This is a genomic window from Streptomyces sp. NPDC127117 (genome assembly GCF_042677325.1).
In the GTDB taxonomy this organism is placed as follows: domain Bacteria; phylum Actinomycetota; class Actinomycetes; order Streptomycetales; family Streptomycetaceae; genus Streptomyces.
Genome location: NZ_JBHXTM010000096.1, coordinates 1 through 20,066, shown reverse-complemented (window position 1 = coordinate 20,066; position 20,066 = coordinate 1). Strand labels below are relative to the sequence as shown.

At 69.7% G+C, this 20,066-nt stretch carries 17 protein-coding genes; 6 read left to right on the top strand and 11 right to left on the bottom strand.

Features of this window, described 5'->3' with window-relative positions; all coding sequences use genetic code 11:
• Window positions 1-121 precede the first annotated feature (121 nt).
• From ACFVH0_RS39190 to ACFVH0_RS39180, 3 genes are all read right to left on the bottom strand, one after another.
• Window positions 122-451 (bottom strand): L-rhamnose mutarotase, encoded by a 330-nt coding sequence (locus tag ACFVH0_RS39190; RefSeq protein WP_385828208.1) that lies wholly within the window; start codon window positions 449-451, stop codon window positions 122-124.
• 102 nt (window positions 452-553) lie between these two features.
• Window positions 554-1,597: an enolase C-terminal domain-like protein gene (locus ACFVH0_RS39185; protein ID WP_385828207.1), complete on the bottom strand. Its 1,044-nt coding sequence runs from the start codon at window positions 1,595-1,597 to the stop codon at window positions 554-556.
• A 30-nt stretch (window positions 1,598-1,627) separates the two neighbouring features.
• A complete protein-coding gene (locus tag ACFVH0_RS39180) occupies window positions 1,628-2,404 on the bottom strand; it encodes a FadR/GntR family transcriptional regulator (protein WP_385828206.1) in 777 nt (258 codons plus the stop codon).
• 441 nt (window positions 2,405-2,845) lie between these two features.
• On the opposite strand from ACFVH0_RS39180, the gene ACFVH0_RS39175 reads away from it, so the two are divergent.
• Window positions 2,846-4,015 (top strand): Gfo/Idh/MocA family protein, encoded by a 1,170-nt coding sequence (locus ACFVH0_RS39175; protein ID WP_385828209.1) that lies wholly within the window; start codon window positions 2,846-2,848, stop codon window positions 4,013-4,015.
• Between the two features lie 95 nt (window positions 4,016-4,110).
• Here the strand turns inward: ACFVH0_RS39175 and ACFVH0_RS39170 are convergent, their stop codons facing one another.
• The 3 genes from ACFVH0_RS39170 to ACFVH0_RS39160 form a co-directional block, all read right to left on the bottom strand.
• Window positions 4,111-5,880, bottom strand: a complete 1,770-nt coding sequence (locus ACFVH0_RS39170) for a beta-galactosidase family protein (protein ID WP_385828205.1) — start codon at window positions 5,878-5,880, stop codon at window positions 4,111-4,113.
• Between the two features lie 309 nt (window positions 5,881-6,189).
• Window positions 6,190-7,137 (bottom strand): ROK family protein, encoded by a 948-nt coding sequence (locus ACFVH0_RS39165; protein ID WP_385828204.1) that lies wholly within the window; start codon window positions 7,135-7,137, stop codon window positions 6,190-6,192.
• Entirely contained in the window at window positions 7,134-8,837 is a 1,704-nt protein-coding gene (locus ACFVH0_RS39160; RefSeq protein WP_385828203.1) for a class I mannose-6-phosphate isomerase, read from the bottom strand. The genes ACFVH0_RS39165 and ACFVH0_RS39160 overlap by 4 nt, the downstream gene beginning before the upstream one ends.
• Before the next feature lie 542 nt (window positions 8,838-9,379).
• Between ACFVH0_RS39160 and ACFVH0_RS39155 the strand changes: the two genes are divergently transcribed.
• From ACFVH0_RS39155 to ACFVH0_RS39145, 3 genes are read left to right on the top strand one after another with little or no spacing between them, the layout of a single operon-like run.
• Window positions 9,380-10,687, top strand: a complete 1,308-nt coding sequence (locus tag ACFVH0_RS39155; RefSeq protein ID WP_385828202.1) for an ABC transporter substrate-binding protein — start codon at window positions 9,380-9,382, stop codon at window positions 10,685-10,687.
• On the top strand, window positions 10,684-11,700 hold the full coding sequence (locus tag ACFVH0_RS39150; RefSeq protein ID WP_385828201.1) for a carbohydrate ABC transporter permease: 1,017 nt from the start codon (window positions 10,684-10,686) through the stop codon (window positions 11,698-11,700). The genes ACFVH0_RS39155 and ACFVH0_RS39150 overlap by 4 nt, the downstream gene beginning before the upstream one ends.
• On the top strand, window positions 11,697-12,605 hold the full coding sequence (locus ACFVH0_RS39145; RefSeq protein WP_385828200.1) for a carbohydrate ABC transporter permease: 909 nt from the start codon (window positions 11,697-11,699) through the stop codon (window positions 12,603-12,605). Before ACFVH0_RS39150 ends, ACFVH0_RS39145 begins: the two co-directional genes overlap by 4 nt.
• A gap of 72 nt (window positions 12,606-12,677) precedes the next feature.
• On the opposite strand, the gene ACFVH0_RS39140 is transcribed toward ACFVH0_RS39145, so the two are convergent.
• The 4 genes from ACFVH0_RS39140 to ACFVH0_RS39125 form a co-directional block, all read right to left on the bottom strand.
• The gene (locus ACFVH0_RS39140) at window positions 12,678-12,938 is read right to left on the bottom strand and encodes a hypothetical protein (RefSeq protein WP_385828199.1); all 261 of its coding nucleotides are present in this window, start codon (window positions 12,936-12,938) and stop codon (window positions 12,678-12,680) included.
• 300 nt (window positions 12,939-13,238) lie between these two features.
• Window positions 13,239-14,429, bottom strand: coding sequence for an acyl-CoA dehydrogenase family protein (locus ACFVH0_RS39135; protein WP_385828198.1), 1,191 nt, complete (start codon window positions 14,427-14,429; stop codon window positions 13,239-13,241).
• A 101-nt stretch (window positions 14,430-14,530) separates the two neighbouring features.
• The gene (locus ACFVH0_RS39130) at window positions 14,531-15,688 is read right to left on the bottom strand and encodes a methyltransferase (protein WP_385828197.1); all 1,158 of its coding nucleotides are present in this window, start codon (window positions 15,686-15,688) and stop codon (window positions 14,531-14,533) included.
• 243 nt (window positions 15,689-15,931) lie between these two features.
• On the bottom strand, window positions 15,932-16,132 hold the full coding sequence (locus tag ACFVH0_RS39125; protein WP_259928011.1) for a hypothetical protein: 201 nt from the start codon (window positions 16,130-16,132) through the stop codon (window positions 15,932-15,934).
• A 246-nt stretch (window positions 16,133-16,378) separates the two neighbouring features.
• Here ACFVH0_RS39125 and ACFVH0_RS39120 point away from each other — a divergent pair, with 246 nt between their 5' ends.
• Window positions 16,379-17,203 (top strand): endonuclease I family protein, encoded by an 825-nt coding sequence (locus ACFVH0_RS39120; RefSeq protein WP_385828196.1) that lies wholly within the window; start codon window positions 16,379-16,381, stop codon window positions 17,201-17,203.
• Between the two features lie 52 nt (window positions 17,204-17,255).
• Here ACFVH0_RS39120 and glsA read toward each other — a convergent pair whose 3' ends face one another.
• Window positions 17,256-18,605: a glutaminase A gene (gene glsA, locus ACFVH0_RS39115; protein WP_385828195.1), complete on the bottom strand. Its 1,350-nt coding sequence runs from the start codon at window positions 18,603-18,605 to the stop codon at window positions 17,256-17,258.
• A gap of 202 nt (window positions 18,606-18,807) precedes the next feature.
• Here glsA and ACFVH0_RS39110 point away from each other — a divergent pair, with 202 nt between their 5' ends.
• Window positions 18,808-19,923 (top strand): chemotaxis protein, encoded by a 1,116-nt coding sequence (locus ACFVH0_RS39110; RefSeq protein ID WP_385828194.1) that lies wholly within the window; start codon window positions 18,808-18,810, stop codon window positions 19,921-19,923.
• Window positions 19,924-20,066 lie beyond the last annotated feature (143 nt).

Sequence of the window (20,066 nt, the reverse complement as noted above, 5' to 3'; positions counted from 1 at the left end):
TTTTATTTTTATTTCTCTTTTTTAATTGTTCTTTTTTTTTGTGTTGTTGGGTGTTTTTTTTTTTCTTTCGTGCGGGGGCGGTCTGTCGAGCCCCCCCCCCCTCCGCCTCTTGCCCCTGATGTCACTCGAGATGGAAGACCTCTTCGGCAGGTGCCCACCACTCGCCGTCGCCGACACTGTCCAGTGGCTGCTGGCAGGGGTCGGTACGGGCCCACCAGTCCCGGGTGACCGGGCACTCGGCGATGAGTGCGGTGTCGGCCGCGTAGTCCTCGCCGGTGTACTCGACGTAGCTGAAGAGCAGCCCGTCACGCAGGAAGATCGAGTAGTTGCCGATGTGGGCGCGCTTGAGGGTCGCGAGGACCTCGGGCCAGGCCGCCGCGTGCAAGGCGCGGTATTCCGCCTCGAGTTCCCCACGCAGGCGTATGACCGAGGCGTAGCGTTGCACGGGCACGGTGTGGCTCCTTTCCACGAAGCGCTGGGACGTCGAGACGCTGGAATCTGAGATACCGTCAAAGACGGGCCGGGGCCGTCCTGTTGGCTCGATCAGAAGTCATCACCAGCCCGGTTGGTCGAAGCCGATGCCGGGCGCCGACGGCGCCCGCACCAGCCCGTCGGCGCCGACCGCCGGCTCGCGCTGTACGGGGTTGGTGTAGACGAGGGACTCGTAGTAGGTGGTGTTGGGGATCGCCATGCACAGGTGGGCGTTGACCACTCCGCTGCCGTGCACCTCGGCTCGCAGGTTGTAGCTATCGGCCAGGTGCGCGATGCGCAGGGCTCCGGTGATCCCGCCTTTGAGCTGCGCGCTGGTGCGGACCCGGCTCGCCGCGCCCGCCATGATGAAGTCACCAGCGTTGAAATGCGCGCCGTCGGAGGTCTCCGCGACCAGCAGCGGAATGTCGACCTGTTCGGCCAGCCACCGGTGGGCGGTCACGCTGAACTCGCGCATCGGCTCCTCGTACCACAGGTAGTCCGCCTCGGACAGTGCGCGGCCGAGGTACACCGAGTCCGCGAGGTCGAACCCGGCCGAGCCGTCGTACATGAGCGGCACGTCGTCACCGACGTGGGCCCGCAGCTTCTGGCACAGGTCCGCGTCGGCTCGCGGGTCTCCCCACGCGTGCAGCTTGATGGCGGAGTAGCCGAGCTCCAGACACTGGTCGGCCACATCGAGGTACTCCTCGACGCTGCCGAAGGTGACCGTGCTCGCGTAGGCGGGGATGGCCTCGCGGTAGGGGCCGAGCAGCCGGTGGACCGGCTGCCCGGCGGCGAGGCCGGCCAGATCCCACAGCGCTACGTCGACCAGGCCGAGCGCGTAGATGGGGAGCTCCTCTATGCGGTCCAGCTCCCACAGGCGGTGCCACAGCAGCTCGCGCATCAGCGGGTCGCGGCCGAGCAGGTCCTCACGTATACGGCGGTTCACCAGATCGGCGACGATCACCCCACGTCTCGTGTGCGCCTCGCCCACCAGGCCTTCGTCCGTGTGGACCCGCAGGATCCCGCCCACGACCGCCGGCTCCGATCCGGGCAGCCCTGCCCGCCACCGGAAGGGCGGCTGAGCGGGCAGATCGACCAGTTCCACAGTCACGTCGGTGATTCGCATGGGTGTCCTTCATGGGTGGTGGTGTGGGGTTCAGGCGTTGGGGTGGCCCGGGGCGATGCGGTGCCGGATCTCTCGTTGGAACTGGTGGGTGGTCCGGTCGATGTGGTGGGCCATGAGGGTGTGCGCGTGCGTGGGTTCGCCGGTGGCGACGGCGTGGGCGATGGCTTCGTGCTGGGCGGCGGCGTCGCGCAGGGAGCCGCCCGCGAGGCCGGCCAGTCCTATGGCGGTGACCTGGTGTTGCAGGCGACGCAGGGTGTCGATGGTGGCGGCGAAGAAGGCGTTGTTGGTGGCTGCGGCGATGGCGGTGTGGAAGGTGTCGTCGGCGTGGCTGAAGGCGTCGATGTCGTCCACCTGGGCGGCCCGGGTGGACTGGTGGGCGGCCGCGCGGACGGCCTTGACCTGGGCGGGGGTGGCGCGTTCGGCGGCCAGGCGGGCGGTAGTGGTTTCCAAGTGGCGCCGGAATTCGAAGAGTTCGTCGACCTGACGCAGATCGGCGGGCAGGAAATGGGTCAGGGAGTGCTGCCAGGAGGACTGATCGGGCTGGGCGACATAGATGCCGCGGCCCTTGTGTACGGACAGCCGGCCCAGCGCGGAGAGGATTTTCACCGCCTCGCGGACCACGGTCCGGCTCGTCCCCACCCGGTCGGCCAGGTCCTGCTCGGTGGGCAGCCGGGCACCGGGCCCCAGGCCGGCCAGGACGAGGTACTCAAGGATGCGTTCGGCCGCGACCTCGTAGCCGGGACGGTAACCGGCCCCGTCGCCCGGGGGTTGTGGCGCGGGTGCGGTGCTGCGGGCTGCGCGGGTCAACGGCGCTCCCCTTTCACGTCGATCCACTCATCCGTCGATCCATGTCACGGCGGCCCGGACAGTACGGCGGTCCGGACAGTACGGCGGTCCACGTCGGGCGTGAGCTCTCCGAGCGACGCCGAGACACGCCATTTGCGATATGTTTCTGATACATCAGCTAATCCGGGGTCAGTGAATCACATTCAAACTCTTGACGCCAGGATCCGGTGACCTCAGACTCGTTCCGTCCCGCACCGACCGCCTCACCCCACCTCTCACCGGGGAAGCATCCTTCTTCGCTCGGTCGCAGCGCCCCCGTGAGCGCGGCCGTCCTGGCGGTCGACACCATCCCGACCCCCTCAGAATCAAGACAATCTCACCATGCAACCGGGCATGTTCCAGATCTATTGTCCGGTCATCCTCGCCCTGCTGGGGTCGAAACCTTCTGAAAGGGCAAGCACCTTGGACGACATCAGGCTCGGCGTCATCGGCCTGGGTAATCGCAGCGACCTGGCCGATCTGGCCCACCGGCCCGGATCGGGCTCACTGGTGGCCGCCGCCTGCGACCGCGACCGACAGTTGCTGACGCGCGCCGAACAGCGATTCGGCACCCAGGTGCGGACCGCCGCGGATCACCATGAGCTGCTCGACGCGGGACTCGACGGCGTGCTGGTGCTGACTCCGGACCACACGCACGAGGGGATAGGCCTGGACTTCCTTCAGGCTGGTGTACCAGTGTTCCTGGACAAACCGATGGCAATCACCACCGAGGGGTGTGACCGGCTGCTCGCGGCAGCTCACCGGCATCGGACCCCGCTGTACGTGGGCCACAACATGCGCCACATGCCGGTCGTGGTGGCCATGCGTGAACTGATCGTCAAGGGGGCGATCGGCGAGGTCAAGGCCATCTGGTGCCGCCATTTCGTCGGCCACGGCGGGGACTTCTACTTCAAGGACTGGCACGCGGACCGACGCCTCACCACCGGCCTGCTGCTGCAGAAGGGCGCGCACGACATTGATGTCATCCATTGGCTGGCCGGCGGCTACACCCGGCGGGTGAACGCCATGGGCGGGCTGACGGTCTACGGGGACATCGACTCACACCGTGACCGCAGCGGGGAGCGGATGACCGAGTGGCTGTCGACGGAGAACTGGCCGCCACTCAGCCAGACCGGTCTCCACCCGGTGGTGGACGTGGAGGACCTGAGCATGATGCAGATGCAGCTGGACAACGGAGTTCTCGCGAGCTACCAGCAGTGTCACTACACCCCCGACTACTGGCGCAACTACACGGTGATCGGCACCGAGGGGCGCCTGGAGAACTTCGGCGACTCGGAGGGAGCGGAGGTCCACGTGTGGAACCGCCGCTCCGACGGCCGCGCCGAGGCCGATCTGGTGGTGCCCGTGCACACACCGGCCGGCACGCACGGGGGCGCCGATCCCGTGCTGATGGCGGAATTCCTGCGGTTCGTGCGGGACGGCGGAGCCACCGTCACCTCGCCCGTCGCGGCCCGCGAGGCGGTGGCCGCCGGCCACGCGGCCACCATGTCGTTGCGGGAGGGCGGCCGGGCCGTCGAGGTCGCGGCCCCGGACCGGGACCTGGCCGCGTACTTCGGGCACGGCCAGAGCTGATTCGGGCAGGCGGATCCCGTCGGCCCTCCGGGACTCGCTTCAGGTGGCTCCGGTCCGGAAGGAATACGGACCGGAGCCACTTGGCAGTCCGGAGGTCAGTCGGTCGGGCCCAGATCCGGGGCGTCGCGGAGCTCGATCCGCTCGCCCGGCCGGTGCAGTTCCAGGATCACGAGTTCATTCCGGCCGGCCCGCCACACCGGGGCAGGGGCGTACAGGGTGCGCTGGGGTCCGCGGTCCCAGTAACGGCCGAGGGCGAAGCCGTTCAACCACACCTGGCCCTTGGTCCAGCCCGGCAGGGCCAGGAAACCGTCGGCCGGTTCCGGTACCTCCAGCGTCGCACGGTGGAAGGCCGGGCCCTCGACCTGTTCGGCGGCCCCGAACCGCAGGCCTGCCAGATCGGTCAGCGGGAGGGGGCGGATCTCCCAGTCGAACTGGTACTGGCCGTCGATCCGGACGCCGCCGCTGATGCCCTTGCGATCCTCCAGCATGGGGCCGTAGTTGATTCGTCCCATGTTCTCCACCAGCAGGTCGAGTTCGGCACCGGTGTCGGGGACGTTGATCGGCAGCGCGTCGAGCGACCCCGTCCGCTCCAGGACGCCGAGCGGCACTCCGTCGAGGAACACCTGGGCCCGGTCCGCGAGGCCGTGCACGCGCAGGGTCGAGTCGGGGAAGGAGCCACGGAGCCACGTGCGGTAGTGGATCAGCCCCAGTGACTGGCCCAGCACCTCCATCGGCTCCGGTGAGAGCCGCTGCCGAGGAGTGGAGAGCACGTCGAGACAGTCTGCCAGCGCCACCGCACCGTTCGGCCGTACCGTCTGCGGGGCGAGCCGGTCCGGTGTCGCGGGTATCGCGTACGGGATCGGGCCACGGTGCCGCTCGATCACCGCGCGGAACGCGTGGAACTTCTCGGTCAGCTCTCCGGCCTCGCCGACCGGAGCGTCATAGTCGTAGCTGGTGCAGGTGGGCTGGTAGTCGGTCTCGTTGTGGTTGGCTCCGTTCCACCATCCGAAGTTCGTGCCGCCGTGGCCCATGTAGAGGTTGACCGAGGCGCCCTGAGCCAGCATCCGGTCCAGCTCCCCGGCGGCCTCGTCCGCGTTCCGTACGTGGTGGTGCTCGCCCCAGTGGTCGAACCAGCCGTGCCAGTACTCGGAGCACATCAGCGGGCCGGTCGGCTGGTGGCGGCGCAAGGTCGCCAGTGACTCCTCGGGCTGTGAGCCGAAGGTCGCGGTCGCCAGGGTGCCGGGCAGCATGCCCCCGCGCAGTACGCCGTCAGTGGCTCCGTCGGCTGTGAACAGCGGGCAGTCCACGCCGCGTCGGATCAGACCCTGCCGCAGATGATCGAGGTAGGGGGTGTCATGGCCGTAACTGCCGTACTCGTTCTCGACCTGGACGGCGATCACCGGACCGCCCCGGCCGGCGAGCAGGGGGCGCAGGACTGGGATCAGCTGGTCGAACCAGGCGTCCACGGCGGCCAGATAGCGGTCGTCGGTGCGGCGCAACCGCAGCCCGGGGTCGGCCAGCAGCCATGCGGGGAGGCCGCCGAACTCCCACTCGGCGCAGATGTAGGGGCCGGGTCGCACGATCACGTCCAGGTCGAGCCGGGCGGCGGTGCGCAGGAAGCGGGCGACATCGGCCTGTCCGGAGAAGTCGGTCTGCCCGGGGGCAGGCTGGTGCAGATTCCAGGCGATGTAGGTCTCGACGGTGTTGACGCCCATGGCGCGCAGCCGCAGCAGCCGGTCCTCCCACAGTTCGGGGTGGACACGGAAGTAGTGGATGGCGGCGGAGACGATCTGGTGGGGGCGTCCGGCGCGCAGGAAGCCGCGCTCGGTCACGGTCAGTTCGGCGGTGGAACGGGGAGGTGTCACAGCTGTTCCCAGGGGGTCGGGGGTGTGGATGGAGGGGGCCTCTCGGGGGATCCGCTCCGCGCAATCCCCGGAAGAAGGCGGAGAGGGGTCCGGCCGACGTGCGCGAAGTTGTGCCGGCCGTACAGCGGGAAGCCGCTCAGCATCGTGCCGCCGCCCGCTGGACGGTGGCCGGGGCCGAGAGGCATCCGGGGCGAGGCCGGCGGCGTGCTGATGCGCCGCCGGTGATGATGTGACGAGGGCACCGAGATGAGATCTTTCTTCTCGTCCTTCGTCCGGCTTCCTCCGGATCCCGCACGTGCCGGGCCGGAGTCAGCGGGAGTCTCCGAGCGGCGCGGTGCGGTCGCCCGGTCGACCGCACGCCCCGGCCAGGTAGGCCGCGCCGAGCAGCGGGGCCTCGTCCGGCCGGTGCGCCGGGGTGATGACGACGCGTCGGTTGCGGACCGGATCGGCCTCGGCGAGCCCTGCGCGCAGCGGCTCCGCCAGGAGGTCCCAGGCCCCCGCGATGGCGCCCCCGACCACCAGAACCGTCGGTTCGAAGGCGGCGAGCAGTGGCCCGAGCACCCTTCCCAGGGCACGGAACGTCTCGGTGAACACCTCGGCCGCGGCCCGGTCCCCCTGCCGCGCCCGCCGGGCGATCTCCCGGACGTCGGGCGGCGCCGCGCCGGTCGCCCGTGCGTAGGCCCGCCGCAGGGCACGCCGGGACACCGTCTCCTCCAGGGGGCCGCCCGCGTACCGCAGGTTGTGGACCCAGCCTTCGGGAGGGATCCCGGGACCGTGCCGCAGTATCCGGCCGTCGCGCAGGAAGCAGGAACCCACACCGGTCCCGAGCGTGATACCGGCGACGGTGCGGTGCCCGTGCGCCGCCCCGGCCCACCACTCGCCGAGCACGAACGCGTCCGCGTCGTTGCAGAAGCTGAGTGCGGTGGCGCCGGGCAGCGACGCTGTCAGGGCGGCCCGCAGATCGATCCCCCGCAGCGCTTCGAACTTGCCGACCCCTTCGAACCGCCCGATCCCGCGCTCGTAGTCGAACGGACCGGGCAGTGCCATGGCCCATGGGCCCGCGCCGAGGCCGGGCAGCCGGTCGGCGCAGCGGACGAGGGCCGACAGGATCTCCTCGGCACTGCCGTTACTGTCCACCGCCTCACGGAACGAGCAGCCGGACCGGAGGCTGCGGGCGCGGACGTCGACAACGGCCGCGGTCACATGGGTGCCGCCGACCTCAAGGACCGAGACGGTGGCCTCGTCGGCGGGGCTCACCGCACCAGCGCCTTCACATAGCGCACCGGTCCCCCGCCGAGGGCCCGCACCCGGTAGGCGCCGACCGCGGCGGGCACGGTCAGTGTCTCGGCGTACGCCAGCACATGGCGGTGGCCGCCGCTGGTCTCCAGGAGGATTCCGTCGCCCTCCACGACGTTGAGGACGTGGAAGCGGTGGTCCGTTTCGTCGTCCGTGACGGTGTCCGGCGCCAGTGCGATCCGCCGGACCTCGAAGAACATCTCCGGGAGGCGGCCGATGACGTCCTCGTGCCAGCCGTCGCCCGAGCGCAGGGTGCGGGGCGTGGGAACCAGGTCCCTGGCCACGGTCTCCCCCGACCGGTCCGGGTCCAGGTTTTCGAACGCGTGGCCGACGTGGACCGGCCGCTGCCTGCCTTCGCTGTCCTTGCGCAGCCAGTCGTAGAGGCGAAGGCTGTACAGATACGGGGTCGCGCTGATCTCCAGTACGACATTGCCCTCGCCACTGCCGTGCGGGGTGCCGCCCGGGATGAGGAAGATCTGGTGCGGATCGGCCGGGAAGGTCTGGACGTACTGTTCGATGTCGAACGGCACGCCGTCGTGGAACGCCCGGTCCGCCTCGTGTCGGAAGGCCGCGAGGTCGGCGTCCTGGCGCAGCCCCAGGAACACCTGCCGGCCGGGCCCGCCGAGCATCATGTAGTAGGTCTCGTGCTGGGTGTACGGCCATCCGAATACGCGGCGCATGTAGTCCGACCGCGGGTGGCAGTGGACGGAGAGGTTGCCACCGCCGACGGTGTCGAGGTAGTCGAAGCGGATCGGGAACGAGGTGCCGAACCTCGTGTGGACGTCGTCGCCGAGGATCGCCTCGGGGTGCGAGGCGACCAGTGCCTGCAGGGGCACCTCGACCCGCGGACCGTCCGGCGTACCCACCAGAATCCCGCTCTCGGGAGCGATGAGCTCGTAGCCCAGCGCGGTGTTGGCCCCCTCCTGGTTGAAGCCGAGTTGCTTCTGGGCCCAATGTCCGCCCCAGGAAGTGGTGTTGAAGGTGGGGCGGGTACGGAAGGGCCGCCCGGCCAGATCTGCGAGGGCAGCGCGCAGTGCGGCGCCCTCCAGCCAGGACGGAGCCTGCGCGTCCTGGGTGTCCAGCCACAGGTCGACGCCGGATACGAGGGTGTCGCGGTGCCGGTCGAGGACGGGCCAGTCGATGTAGAAGAGCCGACGGGTCGTGCCCGCCCCGGTACCGGCGGGCTGCCCCAGGTTGCGGCCGGTCCCGCCGGTGATCTGGGCCTCGGCGTACCGCTTGGGCAGGTCCGCGTACCAGAGCCGGTCGTGCGGCACCAGGGCCGCGCCCGGTCCGAAGACGACCGTTACGGTGCCGTCGTCGGCCCCGGGCTCCGGCAGCCCGGTGAAGAAGTCGGCGAGCCCGGCCCGGGACAGCGGGGCGAAGTCCGGGTCGTCCTCCAGTACCGCGGAGGCGGTCAGGGCGAGGACGTCCGGCCAGGGCGCGAAGTGCTCGCGCAGGTCGGTCTGTTCGGTCGCGACGGCGCGGGCGGCCAGTGCATCGCAGATCCCGGCGGCAACCGTCTCCCAGTCCACGGCCGCCGGGCCGTCGACGGCGAGGACAAGACCCGGGGCGAGTCCGGCGACCGCCTCCCGGTACCCGGCGCCCACCTCTGCGGAGATGCTGTAACACGGTTCGGCTTCATAGCCGCGAACTTCCGACATGACGGTGTCAGCCTTTCTGTCTTTCGGTAGGGCTTGCTGATCGTGCGGCTCGGGCCACTCCTGCGACGAGGGCCGGGAGCACCGCACCCGACGTGATGCCGGGTGCAAGCGGCGCAGGCGCCGACCGCGCCATGATCGGGACGGTCGCAGGGCGACGGCGACCGGGGCACCGTCGCCCTGCGGTCCGCTCAGCCTCCCCATGGCGCTCCGGCCGCCGGTCCGGTCCCGGCCCGGTGTCCGACGGCGGGATCACGGCCGACGCGGCGATGAAGGCAGCCTCGCAGCCGGTTCAATGTCCATCCGATATTTCTGAGCTACGGATCTCCACGGCTGGAATGTATCCGATCTATGGTCTTGACGTCACGGAGCGCCCCACAAATACTGAGCTTCGCCTCGCGGTGGATACAAGTACCGGACCTCAGCGCCTCGGGAAACTACAGCCCCACCCCTCGACCTTCGAGGGCAGCACCAGGCTCCTCACGTTCAACGTGCCCAAGAACCTGAGTAATTTCCAGTTCTTTGCAACGGGAAGGTGCACATAAATGCTTGCTAAGTTGGCCGCGAGCTCCAGAAGGCGGGCCGTACTCGGAAGTCTGTCCGCCGCCACCCTGGTCCTGGCAGCAGCGGCGTGCGGAGGGAGCGGCGACGGCAAGGCCGCCGACGGCACCGTCCATCTGGAGTTCTGGGGCTGGGCCCCTGGCTACGACGAGTCGGCCGAGCTGTTCAACGCCACCCACAAGAACATCAAGGTCACCTTCAAGAAGCTGCCGTCCGGTGGCCAGGGCGGCTACGACAAGATGCTCTCGGCGGTGAAGGCGGGCAACGCCCCCTGTCTGGCGCAGATCGGCTTCGAGTCCATACCCACGTTCCTGCTCGAAGGCGCCCTGGAGGACGTCTCCCAGGAGGCCGGTGCCGCGAAGGACAAGTTCGTTCCGTGGACGTGGAACCAGGTCACCGTCGCGGGCAGGACCTACGGCATCCCGGTCGACACGGGCCCGATGGCCATGTACTACCGCAAGGACGTCTTCAAGAAGTACGGCATCTCGGTGCCGGCGACCTGGGACGAGTACGCCAAGGCGGCCGAGAAGCTGCACAAGGCCGACCCCGAGGCCCACATCGTGAACCTGCGGGCGATCACCCTGTCCGGCCTGGCCTGGCAGAAGGGCGCCAAGTGGTTCGGCACCGAGGGCGACGCGTGGCACGTCGGCGTCAACGACAGCCAGTCGCGTCAACTCGCCGACTACTGGCAGCAGTTGGTGGACAAGAAGCTGGTGGCCACGGACCAGGGCTACAGCCCCGCGTGGTGGAGCGGCCTACAGTCCGGCAAGGTGGCCACGGCGATCGGCGCGGTCTGGCTGAACCCGCTGATCGCCCAGAACGCCCCCAAGGCCAAGGACAGGTTCGCCGTCGCCCCGATGCCGCAGTGGACCGCCGGGGAGAAGAAGTTCGGCAACGACGGCGGCGGCAGCACGGCCCTGCTCAAGGGCTGTCAGCACAAGGACGAAGCAGTCGAGTTCGCCACCTGGATGAGCACCGACCCCGACAGCCTCAAGAATCTGATCACGAAGACCGGCATCTACCCGGCCGCCACCGCCGGACTCGAACTGCCCGAGGTGAACAAGGGCGTGGACTACTACGGCGGCCAGAACATCTACAAGGTGTTCGGCGAAGCCGCCCGGCACACGGACACGAGCTGGCAGTGGGGCCCCACGCAGTCGCAGTTCGGTGTCGACCTGGACGAGGCGACCGCCAACGCCTACGCCGGTTCCGGCACGCTGTTCGACGCGTTCGACAACGTACAGAAGAAGACGCTCTCGGCGATCGAGTCCAAGGGCGTGAAAGTCAGATGACCCGCGATGCGGAATCCCCGACGGTGCCGGTCGCGAACCGGCCGGCACCGTCGGGCGATCACGGTCCGGACCGGCTCGCCGGTGCCCCGGGCCGGAAGCGGCGGCCCTCTCGCCGCCGCTCCGGCAGCAGTCTCACCGCCCGGCGCAACCGCTCCGCCGCAGTGCTGCTCGCCCCGTTCGGCGTCCTGTTCCTGGCCGTGTTCGTCATCCCGATCGGCTACGCCGTCCATCAGAGCCTGTTCCGGGTGGAGCGCTCCGGGCTCGGCTTCGGGGCACCGCGCACGGTCTTCGCCGGCCTGGACAATTACACGCGGGTGCTCACCGACAGCACGTTCCTGAAGGGCGTGGGCAGGGTCCTGGTCTTCGGCCTCGTCCAGGTGCCGGTGATGCTGGGTCTCGCGCTGCTCCTCGCCCTGCTCCTCGACTCCCAAGTGGCACGGTTCAAACGCTTCTTCCGCGTGGCGTACTTCCTGCCGTTCGCGATCCCCGGTGTGATCGCGGCGGTGCTGTGGGCCTTTCTCTACATGCCCGGCATCAGTCCGTTGAACGACGTCGGCAGGAGCATCGGCGCAGACGTCGACTTCCTCTCCCGCGATGTGATCCTCTTCTCGATCGGCAACATCGTCACCTGGTCCTGGACCGGCTACAACATGCTGATCATCTACACCTCGCTGCAATCCGTCCCCAAGGAGCTGTACGAGGCCGCCGAGCTGGACGGATGCTCCGGATTCCGGATCGCCTGGCACATCAAGGTGCCGCTGGTGCGCCCGGCCCTCACCCTGACCGGCGTCTTCTCCATCATCGGCACGCTGCAACTGTTCGGCGAACCGATGGTGCTGCGCCCCATGGCCGCCGCGATCAGCAGCAACTACACCCCGGTGATGCTCTCCTACCAGGCTGCCTTCGGCCTCAACGACTACAACTTCGCCGCGGCTGTCGCGGTGGTCCTGGCCCTTGCCACATTCGCCCTGTCCTACGGCTTCCTGCGCCTGAGCACACGAGGATCGCGATGAGCACGCAGCCCACACCCCTGCACCGCGGGTCCGGCCCCGGGCGGGCGGCGCCGCCCGCCCGCCGTCGCGGCACCTCGGCCGCCCGACTGAGCACCACCGTGCTGCTGTTCGCGATCGCGGGCTACTTCCTGCTGCCGATCTGGTGGCTGATCGTCTCTGCGACGAAATCCAACGGCGACCTGTTCGGCAGCAACGGCTTCTGGTTCGGCTCGCACTTCCACCTCGCAGACAACCTCACGAAGGTCTTCCGGCACAGCGACGGCATCTTCGGCCGCTGGCTCCTCAACAGCCTTCTGTACTGCGGGGTCGGGGCCCTGGTGGCGACGCTGTTCGCCGCGATGGCCGGATACGCCCTGGCCAAATATCCCTTCAAGGGCCGGGAGGGTGTCTTCGCCGTGATCCTCGGCGCGGTGCTCATCCCCCCGCCGCTGCTCGCCCTCCCGCTGTATCTGCTCGCCTCGTCGACCGGCCTCGTCAACACGTACTGGTCGGTGCTGATCCCGAGCGCCGTCACCCCCTTCGGGGTCTACCTCGCCCGCGTCTACGCCGAAGCCTCCGTGCCCGACGAACTCACCGACGCCGCCCGGGTCGACGGCGCGGGAGAACTCCGGATCTTCTTCACCATCGCCCTGCGGCTTATGTCGCCCGCGCTGGTCACCATCTGCCTGTTCCAGTTCGTGGGGATCTGGAACAACTTCTTCCTGCCACTGATGATGCTCGCCGACGACTCACGCTGGCCGCTCACCCTGGGGCTCTACTTCTGGAACAGCCAGCTCCGGGATCAGCCCTGGTACGACATCGTCGTCACGGGCTCCATGGTGTCGGTGGTCCCCCTCTGTATCGCCTTCCTCGCCCTCCAGCGGTTCTGGCGCTCTGGGCTGTCCGCCGGAAGCCTAAAGAGCTGACGCGCGGCCAGTTCCGTGCCGATCAGCTGTGTCGAGTGCTGCGGGCTTCTCTCAGCAGGTGAGGGCAGTGGCTCACCCGAGGAAGGCGTGGAAGCGGGAGCCGGATCGCCCGTACCGGATGGTGAGGCGCCGGCGGCCGAAGAGCCGGGCGATGGACCGCTCGGTCCTCCAGCGGTGCCGGCCGAGCTGTCCGCCGGACTCGATGCCCGGCCGTGCGATGCGTGGGACGACTCCCCGCTCGGGCGGCCAGGCCAGGTGTTCGGTGGAGAAGTCCGCCTTGTCCGCGAGGAGTTCGGCCGGGCGTCGTCGGCGGGTTCCACGTCGGGAACGCATGGCGGGTATGCCGCGGACCGGCGGCTTGAGGGCGGGCGTCGAACGACGACAGCAAGGGAACGTCAATTTCCGACAGACCGTCAGGAACCAGCCGCCGCGGCAGATCGCCCCCTGAAGAGACGTCATGCCACAGCTCACACCACCACCACGTGAGCCATCCCCTCAGTCCGAACCTTCGTGGTGCCCCGCCGTGGTCACGGCACGACCTTCCCGTCGGAGCCGGCATCCCGATGACTGCGGGCTGCGGCCAGTGCCAACCATGCCTCTCCTGTGCCAACCATGAATCCTCGTCACACGCCCTCAGCGCCGCACGCGCGGCATCCCCAGCCCGATCCACGAGATGATTTCCCGCTGGATCTCGTTGTTGCCACCACCGAAGGTGAAGATGACGGCGGAGCGGTATCCGCGTTCGAGTTCGCCGTGCAGTACGGCGCCCGCCGAGCCTTCCTTGAGCGGTCCCGCCGAGCCGACGATCTCCATCAGCCAGGCGTAGGCGTCGCGGCGGGCCTCGGAGCCGTAGACCTTGACGGCCGAGGCGTCCTGCGGAGTGAGGGTGGCGTTCTGCACCGCGGTGACCATCTGCCAGTTCAGGAGCTTCATGGCGTCGAGCCTGGTGTGGGTGCGGGCCAGCAGAGCGCGGACCCAGCCGAGGTCGATCACGCGGCGGCCGTCCGTGAGCCGGGTGTCGGCCGCCCAGCGCTGGACGTTGTGGAGGGCGCGGATCGCCATGGTGCCGTGGGCGGCGAGGGTGACGCGTTCGTGGTTGAGCTGGTTGGTGATGAGCCGCCAGCCCTGGTTCTCCTCGCCGACGCGGCGGGAGACGGGGACGCGGATGTTCTCGTAGTAGCTGGCGGTGGTGTCGTGCGAGGCGAGGGTGTTGATCAGGGTGCAGGAGTAGCCGGGGTCCGTGGTCGGGACGAGCAGCATGGTGATGCCCTTGTGCGGTGCCGCGTCCGGGTCGGTGCGGACGGCGAGCCACACCCAGTCCGCGGTGTCGCCGTTGGTCGTCCAGATCTTCTGCCCGTTGACCGTGTAGTGGCCGGTGTCCTCGTCGCCGTCGCGCACCGCCCGGGTCTTGAGGGCGGCGAGGTCGGTGCCGGCGTCGGGCTCGCTGTACCCGATCGCGAAGTCGATCTCGCCGGAGAGGATCTTCGGCAGGAAGTACGCCTTCTGCTCGTCGGTGCCGTACCGCATGATCGTCGGGCCGACGGTGTTGAGGGCCATCAGCGGCAGCGGCACCCCTGCCTGTGCGGCCTCGTCGAAGAAGATGAACTGTTCCATCGGGGACAGTCCGCGCCCGCCGTACTCCGTCGGCCAGCCGACACCGAGCCAGCCGTCGGTGCCCAGGCGGCGGATCGTCTCCCGGTAGAAGGCCTTCTGGGCCGCGGGGGCGGCGTAGCGGGCGTAGGCGTCGTCGGGGACCAGGGCGGCGAAGTACGCGCGCAGCTCGGCGCGCAACTGCTGCTGTTCAGGCGTGTATTCGAGGTGCACGGCCCCTCCGGGAGTCTCGCGGTCGCGTCGTCCGTGTGCGGCGGCGCACACAGTAGAACGTGTTGCAAGAATCCGGAAGGGCCGGGACGGTTCCGGCGCGATCAGCGCCTGACGGCGCGCAGGACGACGAACTTCGGGTCGCCCGCGACCGTGGTGCAGTTGCCGAAGATACGGCGGAGCCGGGTGTGGTAGCCGAGGTGCCGGTTGCCGACCACCCACAGCTCGCCGCCGGGCCGCAGCGCGTCACGGGCGCCGTGGAACATGGTGCGGGCCGTCGCGTCGGTGGTGGCCTGGTGGGAGTGGAACGGCGGGTTGTTGAGCACCAGGTCCACGCTGGCGGGCGGCAGTTCCGCCAGCCCGTCGCCGACGGTGAACTCGGCCTTGGCCTCCGGTCCGGTGTTGGCCCTGAAGGTCTCCTCGGCGGAGGCGACCGCCTGGTACGACTCGTCGATGAAGGTGACCGTCGCCTCGGGGTTGGCGAGCGCCGCGGACAGCCCGACGACACCGTTCCCGCAGCCGAGGTCGACCACCCGGTCGGGGCCGCTGCGCGCGGGGAGGTGGCCGAGGAAGAACCGGGTGCCGATGTCGAGGCGCTCGGCACAGAAGATCCCGGCGTGGTTGGTGACGGTCCGGCCGGAGACCGGTCCGAGCCCCTCGGGCAGGTCGTACCGGTACGGCCAGGGGCTGGGCGTACGGGGCGTTCCGGCGCCCGGGGTGCAGAAGATCAGCCGGGCCTTCTTGACCGCGAGCGAGGTGCGGGTCGGGCCGATGATCCGCTCGAAGAGCTTGAGGGTGGAGGTGTGGATCTCCTTGACCATCCCGGTGCCGATGACGACCGTGCCGGGGTGGACGGCCGGCGCGAGCCGGTGCAGCTGGTCCTCAAGGAGCGCGAGGCTCTTCGGGACACGTACCAGCAGGACGTCGATGCGGTCCGGCGGAGTGTCCCTGGCCGAGAGCAGGCGTACCGCGTCCGCGTCCACGCCATTGCGGCCCAGGTTCGCCAGGGTCGCGCGCTGCGCCAGATACGAGTCGGTGATCTGTACGGGCCGGTGCTCCGCCAGTGCGGTGCTCAGCGCGCCCCAGCGGTCGCCCACCACGACCACGGCGCCCGACAGACCGACCGGATCCGTCCCGTCGGCCCCTTCCAGCCTCCGCAGCAGATACTCATCGGCAGCGTCCCAGGCGCGGAGCTGGTCGCGCGGGTCCTCGGGGTAGCGGGCGAGCTCGAACCCGGCCCCTGACGTCGTCAAACGGTTCATTGTCCACCCAGGCTAGCCGAGCCGCGGGGAGGGCCCACACACTCCCCGCGCCGACCCCTGGGTCCGAGACAGCGACGGACCCAGGGCCTCTCGTTCGGATCATGCCGGGCTCGCGGGGGTCCGGTGCCGCACCTCGCCGCGTTGTCGTCGGGAGTCGGGGCGACGCCCCGACTCCCTCCTCCGCCCTGCGACGCACGACACCGGACCCCGCTCCCTGACCCGGCCCGATCCGAACGAAAGACCCTAGGGCAGCACCTTGTCGATCGCGGAGCGGCCCTCCTGGGCGAGTCTGCGCTCCGCCCACTGGAGATTCTTCGGAGTCAGGTCCCGCCCGGAGGCGAGAACCAGGTCCTCTGCCGACGGATGATCGCTGCCGCCGGTGTGCAAGAGGCTGTCGGGAGTCACTCCCCGAGACGCGGATACGGATTCGGGCTCGTCGCTCATGCCGCCTCCTCGGTCCTTTCGGTCATTCTCGCCCCGTGCCCGGCCCACCGCATCCGAGGCCTCCCGAACCTCTCCGGGCATCGGGATCGAGCCATCACTTGACCTGCACATGATAGGTACACGCTGTTCACACCTCGGTCACGGTGCGTGTGGAAGGCTCCCGCGTACCACACACGACCGCCGCGGCGCCGCCCCCCACCTTGTGACGGTGCCGCGGCGCACTCATTTCCGGAGAGGACACCCCACATGTCCCGTCGTCACCTTCGTTACCGGCGCCCGCTGCTGGCGACCCTTGCCGCCTTCGCGGTGCTCGGCGGCACCGCGGCCGCCGCCCCGGCCGCCACCCCCGAGGCCGCGCCCACCACCGCGTCACCGCTGCGGGTACTCGACGACACGTACTACCAGGACGCGCTCGGCAAGAGCGGGACCGCGCTGAAGAGCGCTCTGCACGAGATCATCAGCGACCAGACCAAGCTCTCCTACAGCCAGGTCTGGGAAGCCCTCAAGGACACCGACGAGGACCCCGCCAACAGCTCGAACGTGATCCTCCTCTACACCGGCCGCTCCCAGTCCAAGAACTCCAACGGAGGCTCGGTCGGGGACTGGAACCGCGAGCACGTCTGGGCCAAGTCGCACGGCGACTTCGGCACCGCCACCGGCCCCGGTACCGACATCCACCACCTGCGCCCGGAGGACGTCACCGTCAACTCGATCCGGGGCAACAAGGACTTCGACAACGGCGGCAGCGCGGTCAGCGGCGCGCCGGGCAACTACACGGACAGCGACTCCTTCGAGCCGCGCGACGCGGTCAAGGGCGATGTCGCGCGCATGCTGCTCTACATGGCGGTGCGCTACGAGGGCGACGACTCCTTCCCGGACCTGGAGCCCAACGACAAGGTGAACAACGGCTCCGCCCCGAACATCGGGCGGCTGTCGGTGCTGAAGGCGTGGAGCCAGGAGGACCCGCCGGACACCTTCGAGAAGCGGCGCAACGACGTCATATTCGACCAGTACCAGCACAACCGGAACCCGTTCATCGATCACCCCGAGTGGGTCGAGTCCATCTGGTAGACCGGACCGCTCCGGCCGGTCCGGCGGGCATCCGCCGGACCGGCCGGGGTGCTCAGCCGGCCGGACCTCCGGCGCACCAGGCCACGGCCTGTTCACGGGTGGCGAAGGACCGCGGGTCCGGCGGTGCGCCCCGCTGTCCGGGGCCGGGCAGCGCGAGCCGCCGTGCCGGGTCGGCGACGGCGGTGCGCACCCCCTCCGCCGCGATCCGGCCGAGCCCGCCGCGCAGCATCGCCCGGGCCACCCGGTCGACGCCGGTCACCTGCCCCAGGTCCAGCACGACGGGTCCGGCCCCCTGAGTGCGCGACTCGTCCAGCGCGTACAGCACCCGCTCGGCCGCGGTGAAGTCGATCGCTCCCTGGGCGACCACGACCCCGACCCGTTCGCGCAGGGCGCGGTCCTGCGGGGCGGCCCCGGCGGCGGGCAGATCACCGGCGGTGGCGACGAGCGTGACGGTGGAGGCGGCCAGCGCCGGATTGTGCATCAGATGCAGGCCGAGCCTCTCCGACAGGGCACCGAGCGCGGCGCGCCCGCGCACCGAGGTGCCGCTCGGGTCCAGCCGGGGGCTGTAGGTGGCCAGGCCGAACCGTGCGGGGCCGGCGGCGATCAGCCCGCCGGACACACCGCTCTTCGCCGGCAGCCCGACGCGCAGCAGCCACTCGCCGGAGGCGTCGTACATGCCGCAGGTCGCCATCACCGCGAGCACCTGCGCGGCGACCGGCTCCGGGACCACCGCGTCACCGGTGAGCGGGTTCACGCCGCCGTTCGCAAGGGTGGCTGCCATCGCGGCCAGGTCCAGTGCGGTGACCCGTACCGCGCACTGTCTGAAGTACGTCTCGACCGCGGCGACCGGGTCGACGGGCAGCGGCCCGGTGCTCCGGATCAGATAGGCGAGGGCGCGGTTGCGGTCACCGGTGGCGGCCTCGGAGGCGTACACCTGCTCGTCCACGTCCAGTCGCCGGCCGGCGAAGCGGCTCAGGCAGTCGAGGATGCGGTCGGACCTCGGGGCGGCGGGGGTGTCCGGGATCAGCGCGGTGGTGATGATGGCCCCCGCGTTGACCATGGCGTTGTCGGGCCGCCCGGTGTCCGGTTCCAGGCTGATGGCGTTGTACGCCTCCCCGCTGGGCTCGGCGTTGACCCAGCGGCTCACCTCGTCGAGCCCGAGGACGGACAGGGCGAGTGCGTAGACGAACGGTTTCGACACGGACTGCATGGTGAACGGGGTGCCGGCGTCACCCGCGCTGTAGAGGTGGCCGTCCATGCTGATCAGGGCCAGCCCGAAGGCGTCCGGGTCGGTCCGCGCCAACTGCGGGATGTAGTCGGCCGGTCGGCCGTCCCGCAGCCTGGTGAACCGCGTGTGCAGTTCGCTCAGGGCCTCGGTGACGGCGTCGGCGGCGGTACTCACCCGGCTCCGGCCGTCAGCCGCGCTCGGCCCGGGGACGCGAGGGAGCGGAGGGCAGTGCGGAAGGTCGTGGCCACCGCATGCACCTCCTGGGAACAGAGAATGATGAACTCGCCCATATTAGGATCAAAAGGTATGAATTGACTCGTTGAATTCACCCGCTTCGCTCGGGAGCGGATTCCGGCCGAAACCTCTGGAGACAACGATGGATACGGATGCCCTGACCGCCGGCTTGCTGCAGAGGCTGCGGGCGGTCAAGCCCTATCCGGCCCTGTCCCTGACCATGCCGACGCACCGCCGCGCTCCGGACAACGCCCAGGACGCCGTTCGGCTGCGCAACCTGGTGGCCGAGGCCGCCGGGCGGCTGGAAGCGGACCCCGCCGTCACCCGCGAGGCACGGACCGCGCTCAAGGAACAACTCGACCGGGCGGTCACCGAGGTGGATCCCCGACGGGCCCTGGACGCCCTGGTCCTCCTCGTCACCGCCGACGAACACCGGATCTGGCAGCTTCCGCGCACCGCGCCCGAGCGGGTGGTGCTCAGCGACACCTACCTGACCCGCAATCTGGTCGCCGCGAAGGCACAGGCCCAGCCGTTCTGGGCACTCACCGTGTCGGCCGACCGGGCCGTCCTGTGGAGCGGCACGGCGGACGCCCTGCGCGAGGAGCGGAGCGGCGGGTTCCCGCTGACTGCTCCGCAGGAGCCGTCCGACCCGCAGCGCGAGGAGCGGGTCGGCGACACCCCCAGCACCTTCAACGACGAGGAGACGCGCAACTTCCTGCGCACGGTCGACGAGAAGCTGCGCACGGTCCTGGCCGAGGACCCTCGCCCGCTCTATCTGATGGGCCTCGCCCCCGCCCTCGCTCTGCTGGACGAGGTCGGGGAGGGCGCCAAGTCGGCCGTCGGCCGGGTCACCAAGGGTGCGCCCGCCGACATGTCACCGAGCGAGCTGCTCAAGGAGCTGCGACCGGCGCTGGACGAACGGCGGCAGCGGTTCGCGGCGGAGATCGACGGCAAACTGGACGAGGCCCGTGGCCGTCGTGCCTTCGCCGGTGGTCTCGACGAGGTGTGGGCGGCCGTACGGGAGGGCCGTGCCGGACTGGTCACGGTGGAGGAGCACTTCCAGCGGACGGTCCGGGTGACGGACGAGCACCTGGAGCCGGTGAGCGGCGAGACCGTGGACCTCACTGACGGCACGGTCCGCGAGGACATCGTGGACGAGCTCGTCGAGTCGGCCCTGGACAGCGGCGCCGACGTGGTCTTCCTCCCGGACGACTCGCTCGCCGAGCACGGACGGATCGCGGCGGCCCTGCGCTACTGAACCGACCGGCGCGACGTCGTACGCCTTCCCCGGGCCCGCATGCCTCAGGCATGCGGGCCCCGGGCGCCGCAGGGAGACAGGGGAGGCTGTCTCTTATACACAACAACGAGCCCCCCAGACAAAGTGCCAACTCGTATTGCCTA

Bases quoted from the DNA above. Each gene is read 5' to 3' on its own strand.
- ACFVH0_RS39185 (WP_385828207.1), bottom strand. From the start codon at position 1,597: ATGCGAATCACCGACGTGACTGTGGAACTGGTCGATCTGCCCGCTCAG.
- ACFVH0_RS39160 (WP_385828203.1), bottom strand. From the start codon at position 8,837: ATGTCGGAAGTTCGCGGCTATGAAGCCGAACCGTGTTACAGCATCTCC.
- ACFVH0_RS39155 (WP_385828202.1), top strand. From the start codon at position 9,380: ATGCTTGCTAAGTTGGCCGCGAGCTCCAGAAGGCGGGCCGTACTCGGA.
- ACFVH0_RS39150 (WP_385828201.1), top strand. From the start codon at position 10,684: ATGACCCGCGATGCGGAATCCCCGACGGTGCCGGTCGCGAACCGGCCG.
- ACFVH0_RS39145 (WP_385828200.1), top strand. From the start codon at position 11,697: ATGAGCACGCAGCCCACACCCCTGCACCGCGGGTCCGGCCCCGGGCGG.
- ACFVH0_RS39140 (WP_385828199.1), bottom strand. From the start codon at position 12,938: ATGCGTTCCCGACGTGGAACCCGCCGACGACGCCCGGCCGAACTCCTC.
- ACFVH0_RS39130 (WP_385828197.1), bottom strand. From the start codon at position 15,688: ATGAACCGTTTGACGACGTCAGGGGCCGGGTTCGAGCTCGCCCGCTAC.
- ACFVH0_RS39125 (WP_259928011.1), bottom strand. From the start codon at position 16,132: ATGAGCGACGAGCCCGAATCCGTATCCGCGTCTCGGGGAGTGACTCCC.
- ACFVH0_RS39120 (WP_385828196.1), top strand. From the start codon at position 16,379: ATGTCCCGTCGTCACCTTCGTTACCGGCGCCCGCTGCTGGCGACCCTT.
- ACFVH0_RS39110 (WP_385828194.1), top strand. From the start codon at position 18,808: ATGGATACGGATGCCCTGACCGCCGGCTTGCTGCAGAGGCTGCGGGCG.